We start from the raw sequence: 10,750 nt of genomic DNA, 5'->3' as shown, positions 1-10,750 counted from the left end.
CCGGCCCGCAGGAGTTCTATTCGCAACCTGCCGGCATGGATGAGACCTGGTTCCCGCGCGTGCCGGGTGGATCGCTTGGCGCAGGCGATACGCTCTATGTCGAGGCATGGTTCAACAAGGGGCAGCGCTTTACGCGCGCGTGGATCGATAGGGGTGGCAGTGGCAACGTGACCTTGCTCACGCCCGACCCGGTCGCGGACCCCTATGACGGCGGCACCGATAGCCACCACAAACCGAGGCGCTACGAATACTCTCTATATGAGCGCGCGATGGCCCTCCCCGTCTACGCGGCGTGTCCGAGTGATGGCTATGAGATGCTGCGGTTCGGGCGCATTCTTTCGCGGCGGGACTCGACGGGTGCGCTCCCTGCAACCTGGATCGCAGTGCCATTCGACGAGAATGGCACGCTGGGCTATGCCGACATCGCGCCGGACGCCATCAAGAAGCTGTCCGACGCGAATTTCCCGTTCTTTACGGGTTGGCGAAAGGTCGATAGTGACAACACGCCGTTCAACGACGCCGGACGATGTGACTACGCGACGCTGTGCGGGTTGACCGGCATTCAGGATTCGCTGCCGTCGGCGCAACCGCTCGAAGCCGATCCGAACAACAACAATGAGGTCAACCTGCAGCTTGCCAGCTACGTGCAGAACACAGACGGCGTGGACGAGAAGCTCAGGGGGATGGTGTTCAAGGCGCGCAGCGAATGGGATCCGTCCAACAACGAGGAACGCTACAAGGACCTGAACGATCCGGCTGGATTCTTTGGCAAGCAGAAGGATACCAATCCCGACGGGTACAAAAACTTCACGGACTTCCTGAGCAAGTTCCAGTTTCTGGACAAGACGGCCCTTGCCGGGCAGCAACTCTGGTTCTTTCATCCGCTCGCGTTTATCCGCCACTTCAGAAAGTGTGGGTGGCTAAGTCGCCAGGAACTTCAGCACCTGCTTCCAAAAAATGTTGTACAAAAAGCCACGCCGTGGAAGTGGCAAACGGTACACCTTAGTTGGGCTGCTTCCATGTTGGCAGCAGATAATCCGAATGCCATTAAGAGGCGCTTGGAACTCAACAACGCGATCCGCAAATACGGGATTCAATCGCCCGCGCGTATGGCGTGTTTCTTTGGAAATGCAACAGAGGAGACGCAATGGTTCCAAAAATACCATGAGGGATCACCATTTTGGTACGCTCCATGGGATGGGCGAGGAATGCTTCAGCTCACACACGCCACAAATTATATTAAATATTGGAAATTCAAAGGGATTGTAGTAAGTGCAACGGTGGAGGACATCCTGAAGCAGCATACCCAGATGGCTGACCAAAGCAGAACATTGCCCAATGGTCATAAGGGGATGTACGATTCGATGCATTACCTTAGAGATACATCTACGCATATTCCGGCCGACCTTATCGAAAAAAGAGAGGCGATGGCCAACCCATTTGAAGCAGCGGATAGCGCGGGCTGTTATTGGGCTTGGTCGGGTGCAGCATGTTGCGCAGACGAGTACTGGACTAATCAATCCAGTGAATACAGTCCGCTCTCAACGGATCACGGAGTAAAATACTTCTATATAAACTGGGCGTTTGGTAAGGTCGCAGCCACAATAAACACTGGCATGCCAAGTAGTAACTATAACTCGGTGTGGGACATACAGTCTCGGTTTTTGTCATTCGCTAACGCACAAATAATACTATTCGATGTAACCAGCTTCCCGCAGCCGGACGGGAGTACATCTATTTTCCCAGTTGGTTTCGGGCGCGTGGAGGAATCGTGAAGCATTGCATAACAATCTTTGTGGCTGGTTGGCTCGCTGTTGCATGCTTTTCTGGTGAAGCATTAGCCGATGAGGGCGTGAGGAAGTTGGGGGTGGGCACAAGCACACTCACGGCAGATGGACCAACATCGGTGCAAGTAAAAATGGGTGACTGCAAGTTTTCGATGACTCTGAAAAAGGGCGAGCATATTAAATACAACGATCCAGATCTCATAATTTATCGCGCAGACGCTCCCCTGCCTGATCGGGAACTTCCATTCCTTCAGCAGGCGCAAATGTATTCTGGGTATGACTGGTGGTTTGAGAAACGCGGGACTGCACACGTGCCATGGATTGGCTTTATGTGCGAAAACACCGCAGATTTTAAATGGTCTCCCGATAATGCACAAACCGATATTTCACAAGAGATGCAGGATATCATGAGCGCTAACTCATTGAGGTGTCCCGCATATTTTGACGGGAAGAAATGGAGTTCGCTTCGGAAGAGTGGGGTGGTGAATTTTGAAAATATCGATGTGCCCGGCGCAAATGGGTTTGCTGTCGATATTGAATCGAAAGATGGGATTCAAGGATCGCGATTTTGTTTCGTCACAGGAAAGAACGTTTTGATTGGTGTGTCTGGCGGGGGGGCGGATATTCAGAGCGAAGGAAACTCGAAGGATGGTTTTCTCCCCACTCTCTTGCGAAGTGTTCAATTTAAATGCGCTGCTATGCCGGCGCAGTAACAATAGTCGAAATCAATTATTTAACTAGTATATGCAATCTCCTATCCGTAAAGGCGACAAACTCGAACATGGCGGCGAAGTCACAGGCGGCTCACCGTGGATCGAGGTGATGGGTCGCCCGCTCGCCCGGAAGGGCGACGAGGCGATCTGCGAGCAGCATGGGCCAACCACCATTGACGAGGGCTACGCAAAATTTCCCGATCGCGACGGCAAGGAGATTGCCTTCCATCATTGTCGCTGCGCGTGCGGCTGCCGTCTGCTCTCGTCGCTCATGAATTTCAACATCGAGTAATGCCGGTCGATCTCTCTCCCGCCGGACGCCCCAGCGGATATCCGTCCAGGATGCGCTTCTGGCCATGGGCGATGACGTGGTTCATGTGTAACGTGTTCGGTTCGTTGCTCGTGCTGTTTTCGTGGCCGAAGGGTGAGCTTGCCAGTGGCCTCGGGTTCTGGAACTGGATGGTCGGCGCACCGAACGGCGTGTTCCTGGTTCTGCTCGGTTTCGCCCGGGCAGGTTACGAGGTCCTGTGGTATCGCGCGTACTGGCGCAACCATCATCGCGACCGCTGGCTCAAGGAGAGGATCCGGTTCGCGCAGCGTCCGCTGCACGTAGTTGGTGCCGGGTATTGCCTACCGCTGACGGGCAAGTCCCTTACCGAAGCTCTTGCAGGCAAGCGCTCGCTCCTCAAGATGCAGAGTGCCCGACATGGCTCGGGCAAGGTCTCGTGCAATCGCTTCGAGGACTGTGACCGGCCGGGGCCGATCTTGCCGACCGCGCGACGCAGGCTGCTACGGATGGCCGCAGGCGAGCTGATTTCGCTATGCGCGCACAAGCTCGGTATCAACCTGACCGCTGCAAAGGGGAAGTTTGCGGCGGCAGCGTTGACGGACGGGATGGACCTGTTCGCGCAGAAGCAGCTACGCATTGCGAGCGAGAGCGAGGACGTCCAAGTCTCGGCGAAATCGAAAATCACGCTCAACAGCGGCGGCGCCTCACTCGTCACCGAGGGCGGCAACATGACCTTTCACTGTCCTGGCGCGTTCACCATCAAGGCGGCCTCGTTCACGTTCGTCGGACCCGAGAACGTGCCGGCCCAACTACCGTCCCTGCCGAAAAGCAGCCTGAAGATTTCCGAAGCGTATTCGTCATCCCACCGAAGCCATGATCATCAGCCCTCCCTTTCTTCCGGCGTCGGGCCCGATGGCCAGCGACGCCTCGAAACCGGACTCCATGATGGATCTCATCGATCAGTTCGAGATCGGCCATCACGGGGTCTGGCCGGTCACCTTCGACCGGCGTTCTCATTGCGCTATCCATCTGAATCCTGGTACGCAGGGCGCGGGCCGCGCAGAGCCGGTGCGCGCGATCGCCGATGCGGAAGTCGTCGCGTACCGGGTCTGCCAGAACGGCATTTCGGATGGCACCACCAATTCGACGACCGGGCAACCTGAGCTGAATTCGAATGCCGGCTTCGTCCTGCTCAAGCACAAGACCGACACGGGCGATGGACGCTCAATCACGTACTACTCGCTCTACATGCACCTGCTGGACATGACCGGCCAGGAAAACATTGTTCCCCAGCCGCAGCTTAAGGATGCGCCCGAGACTGGCACGCCGAACGCGCTACCCAAATGGCTGCTCGATACCGCAGCGGGCAAGGATGGGACGGTCCAGCTGGGCTGCACGAAGAGGGTGTACCGCAAGGACATACTCGGCTACGTCGGCCAACACCAGGGCGTGGCGCACCTGCACTTCGAAATCTTCATGGCGGATACCGATTTCACGGCCTGGTTCGATAAGGTACAGATCGGGGTGAAAAACCCGGCACAGCCGACCACGGGCGACTATTGGGGGCACAGCTATTTCGTCATTTCCGGCCCGCAGGAGTTCTATTCGCAACCTGCCGGCATGGATGAGACCTGGTTCCCGCGCGTGCCGGGTGGATCGCTTGGCGCAGGCGATACGCTCTATGTCGAGGCATGGTTCAACAAGGGGCAGCGTTTTACGCGCGCGTGGATCGATAGGGGTGGCAGTGGCAACGCGACCTTGCTCACGCCCGCCCCCATTGCGGACCCTTATGACAATGCCCGAAAGCGCTACGAATACAGTCTGTATGAACGCGCGATGGCCCTCTATCCGGTGTGTCCGAGCGATGGCTATGAGATGCTGCGGTTCGGGCGCATTCTCTCGGACCATCCGACTCTGACCGGTGCGGCCTGTGCAACCTGGATCGCAGTGCCATTCGACGAGAATGGCACGCTGGGCTATGCCAACATCGCGCCGGACGCCATCAAGAAGCTGTCCGACGCGAATTTCCCGTTTTTTACGGGTTGGCGAAAGGTCGATAGTGACAACACGCCGTTCAACGACGCCGGACGATGTGACTACGCGACGCTGTGCGGGTTGACCGGCATTCAGGATTCGCTGCCGTCGGCGCAACCGCTCGAAGCCGATCCGAACAACAACAATGAGGTCAACCTGCAGCTTGCCAGCTACGTGCAGAACACAGACGGCGTGGACGAGAAGCTCAGGGGGATGGTGTTCAAGGCGCGCAGCGAATGGGATCCGTCCAACAACGAGGAACGCTACAAGGACCTGAACGATCCGGCTGGATTCTTTGGCAAGCAGAAGGATACCAATCCCGACGGGTACAAAAACTTCACGGACTTCCTGAGCAAGTTCCAGTTTCTGGACAAGACGGCCCTTGCCGGGCAGCAACTCTGGTTCTTTCATCCGCTTGCGTTTATTCGCCACTTCAGAAAGTGCGCGTGGCTTAATGCTCAGGAAATGGCAGAGTGTTTCCCGCGTAGCTTGCTGCAGTTAGAGTTGACTCAATTTCGACCATCAAAGCTGGCGTGGAATAGCGCGCTTTCGCACGCGCAGAGGTGGAGCAAATCGTTCAATGTAGGGGCACGGAAATATGGGATTAATTCGATACGCCTATTGCATTTTTTGTCGCACGTCATTCCTGAGACTGGCAGACTGAGTTTGGTCAAGGAGATTGGTGGTGAGCGTAAATCTTATAACCCATATTATGGACGGGGGCTTATTCAGCTAACGCACCTCGAAAACTATAAGGATTATGGTAATTTTCGAAAATTTAATTCTGGAGTTGTGCCCGAGAAATTTCATGCGCTTGGATGGGACCCGGATGTCCTGATTGCTAAAGATAATAGTGATGCGAAAAATATTGATAATTGTGTCGATAGTGCTTGCTTTTATGTTGTGAAGCGAAGTGGAATGCTATCGCACGTGGACGCTGGTGTTGCGCAGGACGATGTGATCAGGGCTAGTAAAGATGTTAACGGCTATGTGGCTATTGAAAACCTTAATGGATTGGAGGTTCGTCTTCAATCGGTCGTCTATTTACGAAATATCCTCACTGATGAGGTTTTTAAGAGCGAGCAGGTAGCCATAACCTTTGTATGGCGGAGGAACTCTCAAAAAGAACCGGTCTTGGATGCGCAGGGCATTCCTGTCATGGAAGGCCATCCGCCCTTTCAGCACCCGAAAAAGAAATTTTATAAAACGACTCATACCATCAATGCATCTATTGAACGACAGGTTCCATAATGAAAAGAATTTTTAGCCAACTATGTGCTGCCGCAGTCGTATTGCTGCCAGCGGTCGCGCATTGTGAAATTTCAGAGGAAGTATATTGTTTCGATTCCAGCGTGGCGGGATCAAGGAATTTCGGCCTTCACGTTTTGTACGATGATAGTGAAAAATGGTCTGGAGCGTTTGTGAAATATCGTGACGCGAAATCGGCAATAACGTTGGTGTCTAAAAATGTAGAATCGGAAGGGATTAATCCGGGACGTCCGGATCAGGTGACAACCACATGGTACGAAGTCTACGGAGGAAAAGTCACAGGAGAGTATGAGATGATGAGTCAAGGTGCGAATATATATTCCATGACTTATAAGAATTACTGGAATCGTAAGCAAATTCCGTTTATTTTTGATCCGGAGGCGTTAGGAAAAAATGGCTCGGAATGCATTTGGTAATGTGGTGAATTCTTCTATTTGAGTTCGTTCAATTTGAAGAATGTCTGATGCATTTTTTCTGAAGTGTGCCGGGCGCTAGTGAATTTCATAAAGTGTTTTCATAAACATATGCAATCTCCTATCCGTAAAGGCGACAAACTCGAACATGGCGGCGAAGTCACAGGCGGCTCACCGTGGTTCGAGGTGATGGGTCGCCCGCTCGCCCGGAAGGGCGACGAGGCGATCTGCGAGCAGCATGGGCCAACCACCATTGACGAGGGCTACGCAAAATTTCCCGATCGCGACGGCAAGGAGATTGCCTTCCATCATTGTCGCTGCGCGTGCGGCTGCCGTCTGCTCTCGTCGCTCATGAATTTCAACATCGAGTAATGCCGGTCGATCTCTCTCCCGCCGGACGCCCCAGCGGATATCCGTCCAGGATGCGCTTCTGGCCATGGGCGATGACGTGGTTCATGTGTAACGTGTTCGGTTCGTTGCTCGTGCTGTTTTCGTGGCCGAAGGGTGAGCTTGCCAGTGGCCTCGGGTTCTGGAACTGGATGGTCGGCGCACCGAACGGCGTGTTCCTGGTTCTGCTCGGTTTCGCCCGGGCAGGTTACGAGGTCCTGTGGTATCGCGCGTACTGGCGCAACCATCATCGCGACCGCTGGCTCAAGGAGAGGATCCGGTTCGCGCAGCGTCCGCTGCACGTAGTTGGTGCCGGGTATTGCCTACCGCTGACGGGCAAGTCCCTTACCGAAGCTCTTGCAGGCAAGCGCTCGCTCCTCAAGATGCAGAGTGCCCGACATGGCTCGGGCAAGGTCTCGTGCAATCGTTTCGAGGACTGTGACCTGTTGCTGGCCGGGCTGCCGGTGGCGGGAGAAGAGGAAAGCGAGGGCGACGACGCCGGCGTGTTGCTGGAGGTCGCTCCCGCTGTTCAGATGATCCGTGTTGCGCTCGAACCTTTAGTCGGCAATATCCAGGCGCTGACGCGATACGAAAAACCGTACTGGCCGCAGGTACGCGTGCTGGCGGGGCCGGAGACTGCGGCCCTGCGCCTGACGCAGGTTCGGGAAGCGTTGCGGCTGGCGGCGCTGCCGCCGCTTGATGTTCAGGCCGTCCCCGCGACCGATGGTCTGCTGGTAGCCGACGGCTGGCTCGACGCCCACGATCAACGTCCGCTGCTTGCGGTCGCCGCAGCATGGTACGACGATGCCATCGACGAAGGCTGTGCCGAAGGTTGTGCCGCCGTGCTGCTCGATCCCGGTTACTTCAGGCTCCCGCCGGAAGTCTGCCACAAGGCTGCGCTGCACCGTCCAGTCCAGGCAATCGATGGTGAGGCCGAGTACGGTTTTGCGAATGCCGCTATCTGGGGCAAGGCTAAGGCCGCGAAGGTAACGCGCGCGTGGATCACGCGCCCGGCAGAGCACAGCGACCGCGCCCTCGCTGCCGCTGGTTTTCAGGCCGCGTCGAAGGACGCCGCACAGTACCGGCTCGATCGTATTGTCGGCAACGTGGGTACCGCAAACGGCCTGCTGGCGATTGCGGCCGCCATCGAGGCTGGCGCTGCAGACGGCCCGCAACTGGTTGTCGACGGCTTGCAGTCAGCCATCCTCCACGTCATACCAGCAGAACAACCCAACGCCTCCACACATGACGACTCTCCAAAATAATCTCAAGAACATGGAGCCCGAAGCCGTGGCCAGCAATCCGGCTCTGAGCCGCGCGGCGATCTGGGGCATGCCCCTCGCAGCGCTCGTCCTCGCCATTGCCGCAATCCTGTTGGTCTGGTTCGGGAATGACCGTCTTGGTATCGCCGATGGCGCACCTCGCACGCGGCTACTGGTCGGCATCCCGATCGTGCTGGTTTTCGTCGTGATCGCGCATCTGTTCGCGGTATCGACGGGTGCATATGGCTGGGCCGCCAGACTGTTCCGCTCGGAAACCGGAGACCGCACGAAGGCAGCAAAGCCGCTCAAGCGCGACGCCCGGCTGCAACGCATGGCCGAGGAACTACGTGTCGCTCATGGCTGGTTCTGGCGCTACCGTCTGCGCTGGCTGATGGTCGACGGCAGCGACGAGCGGGTCGATCAGGTCGCGCCCGGGCTCAAGCAGGCAGGCGTTATGCACATCGGCGAAACCGTCCTCGTCCACGCTGCGCCGGACGGTATCGAGAAAGAAAAGTGGCTCGGCCAGATCCGCGAATTGCGCAGTCGTCGCCCGGTCGATGGTCTGGTCCACGTCGCACGCGCCGACGAGACCGATGCGGGCCTGCCACGCGCGCTCTCGATGATCGCGACCGCGCTCGGCTGGGCCGCACCTGTCACGTTCCTGCACCCGGTCGAGGCGAAGGGTAGGCCGTCCGAAAGCTTCGACGCGGTCGGCGCCTTCATGCCCAACGAGCCGCGCAGGAAGGCGCAGGAATCCGCCGCAAGACTGCCGGAGCTGTTCAACGAGGTCGAGCGCTGGACGGCAGACGCGGGCGTGCGCCTTTATACCCAGGAGAAGGCGACCTGGCTGATGGAAGTCTCGAAGTATGTCGGCGACCATGCCGCGCGGATCGCTGCGAGCCTGGGCGCGCTCGCCGCGTCGAACTGGCTGCGCGCGCCGCTCGCGGGCGTCATGTTCGCGCCGGTTTTCCCGGGGGCGACCGTCGTGCCGGTGCCGGTTGCGAGCGGGGGCGAAGGGGACGGCGCGCCCGGCGAGCCTGAGACGGCGGTGCCCGTGGAAATGGTCATGCGCGAGCAGCCGCGCGCCATGCTGCCTGTGTGGCAGCAGATTGCGGCCTGCGCACCCCCGTATCGTGGTCGCCGCGCGGGGCTGTACTGGCTGGACGTGCTCGCGTGGTGCGTGCTGGCCGGGGCGATCGCATGGATCGTGCTGCTGGTGATTGCGGGTCTGGGCAATCAGGTGCTTGTCAAGGATGCCGAAACAACTGCTGCGGTTGCCCTGGAGGCCACGCCAGGTTCGCCGCAGGCGATGCGCGCGCAACTCGCCCTCCAGCGGCAGATCAAGACGCTCGAATACCGCCGGGACCATGGCGCACCGTGGTATCTGCGCGCAGGTCTCTCGCACAACGATGAACTGCTCGACGCGCTCTGGCGGCCCTATCAGGCCGTGGCTATGCGCAACCTGCGCCAGCCCGTCGCGCGGGCGCTCGAAGGGCAACTCGCCCGGTTCTCGCAGGTTCGCGCGGATGAACAGCAGAGTCACGATGCGCAGCAGCAGGCCTACAACCGCCTGAAGGCGTACCTGATGCTCGCTACCCCGGCGCGCACCGACGCAACCTTTCTCAGGAAACAACTGCTCGACGTCTGGCCCGCGCCTCCCGGTATGCGCGTGGGAGAGTGGCTCGACGTCTCGCAGCAACTCGCGGGCTTCTGGTCCGATCATCTGACGGCGCATCCCGACTGGCGGATCAATCCGTCTCAACCGCTGGTCACACAGATGCGCTCGACGCTCGTCAACCAGATCGGCCTCGCGGCGAGCGACGACGTGCTCTATCAGCGCGTCATCGACACGGCGCGCGGCAGGTACGCAGACATTTCGCTCGCGACGCTACTCGCGGGCGCGGATTCGCACGGCCTTTTCACGACCACCCAGACGGTACCGGGCATCTATACGCGCGCAGCGTGGGAGGGCGTCGTCGAGAAAGCCATCGACGATGCGGTGAACGGGCAGCACGTCGAGGGTGACTGGGTGCTGACCGGTGACCAGCCGCCCGCCCGCATCAGCACCACTGCCGTCGAGGGTGCGGTTGACGCGGCCCAGGACGCAGTCGAAGCAAGGAAGGCCGCCGACGCGCTGAGAAAGCGCCTGTGCGACCGATATTTCACGGACTACACGGCAGCCTGGGCGACGATGCTCAACAGCTTCCAGTGGATCCCGGCGACCAGCTTCTCCGGCGTGATCGACCAGCTCACGCGCCTGACCGATGCGCAGACCTCACCGCTGCTCGCGGTTATGAAGTCGGTGCAGTACCAGGGCGAGGCGGGGCGTCCTTCGCAGGCGCTCACTGACACGCTGGTGCGCAAGGCGCAGGGGCTGCTAGGCGGGAACGATAGCGACCAGACGCAGGCCCCCATCGTGAACCCGCTCGACCGCTCGTTCGGCCCGCTGCTCGCGCTGATGGGCGACACGAATCCTCCAGCGGCGAGCGGCAATGCGGGTCACGCTCCGGCGGCAAATGCCGCCGCGTTCAACGGCGTCAGCCTCTCGCGCGTGCTGACCGCCGATACGACCGTGCGGCTGAAACTCCAGCAGATC

8 protein-coding genes and 1 pseudogene are annotated in these 10,750 nt (G+C 58.6%); all 9 read left to right on the top strand.

Annotated features, from left to right (window positions below):
• The coding region (locus tag AB4Y35_RS42035; protein WP_368708797.1) for a hypothetical protein at nt 1-1,775 on the top strand (1,775 nt) is incomplete at its 5' end.
• Nucleotides 1,772-2,500, top strand: coding sequence for a hypothetical protein (locus AB4Y35_RS42030; protein ID WP_368708796.1), 729 nt, complete (start codon nt 1,772-1,774; stop codon nt 2,498-2,500). The genes AB4Y35_RS42035 and AB4Y35_RS42030, both read left to right, overlap by 4 nt.
• Nucleotides 2,501-2,531: 31 nt before the next feature.
• Entirely contained in the window at nt 2,532-2,792 is a 261-nt protein-coding gene (locus AB4Y35_RS42025; RefSeq protein ID WP_368708795.1) for a PAAR domain-containing protein, read from the top strand.
• A pseudogene (locus AB4Y35_RS42020) lies at nt 2,792-3,568 on the top strand (DUF2345 domain-containing protein); the annotation flags it as partial. The gene AB4Y35_RS42025 and the pseudogene AB4Y35_RS42020, both read left to right, overlap by 1 nt.
• A gap of 163 nt (nt 3,569-3,731) precedes the next feature.
• Nucleotides 3,732-6,074, top strand: coding sequence for a hypothetical protein (locus tag AB4Y35_RS42015; protein WP_368708794.1), 2,343 nt, complete (start codon nt 3,732-3,734; stop codon nt 6,072-6,074).
• On the top strand, nt 6,074-6,508 hold the full coding sequence (locus tag AB4Y35_RS42010) for a hypothetical protein (RefSeq protein ID WP_368708793.1): 435 nt from the start codon (nt 6,074-6,076) through the stop codon (nt 6,506-6,508). Before AB4Y35_RS42015 ends, AB4Y35_RS42010 begins: the two co-directional genes overlap by 1 nt.
• Before the next feature lie 108 nt (nt 6,509-6,616).
• Complete coding sequence (locus AB4Y35_RS42005; RefSeq protein ID WP_368699120.1) at nt 6,617-6,877, top strand: PAAR domain-containing protein; 261 nt, start codon at nt 6,617-6,619, stop codon at nt 6,875-6,877.
• Nucleotides 6,877-8,157 (top strand): hypothetical protein, encoded by a 1,281-nt coding sequence (locus AB4Y35_RS42000; RefSeq protein ID WP_368708792.1) that lies wholly within the window; start codon nt 6,877-6,879, stop codon nt 8,155-8,157. Before AB4Y35_RS42005 ends, AB4Y35_RS42000 begins: the two co-directional genes overlap by 1 nt.
• Nucleotides 8,138-10,750 (top strand): ImcF-related family protein (locus AB4Y35_RS41995; protein WP_368708791.1); only part of this gene is annotated, 2,613 nt, incomplete at its 3' end. The genes AB4Y35_RS42000 and AB4Y35_RS41995, both read left to right, overlap by 20 nt.

Origin of the sequence: Paraburkholderia sp. EG286A (assembly GCF_040965375.1) — a bacterium.
Lineage (GTDB): Bacteria > Pseudomonadota > Gammaproteobacteria > Burkholderiales > Burkholderiaceae > Paraburkholderia.
Note: the sequence above shows the minus strand (reverse complement) of the source record. Positions and strands in the feature narration are given on the sequence as shown.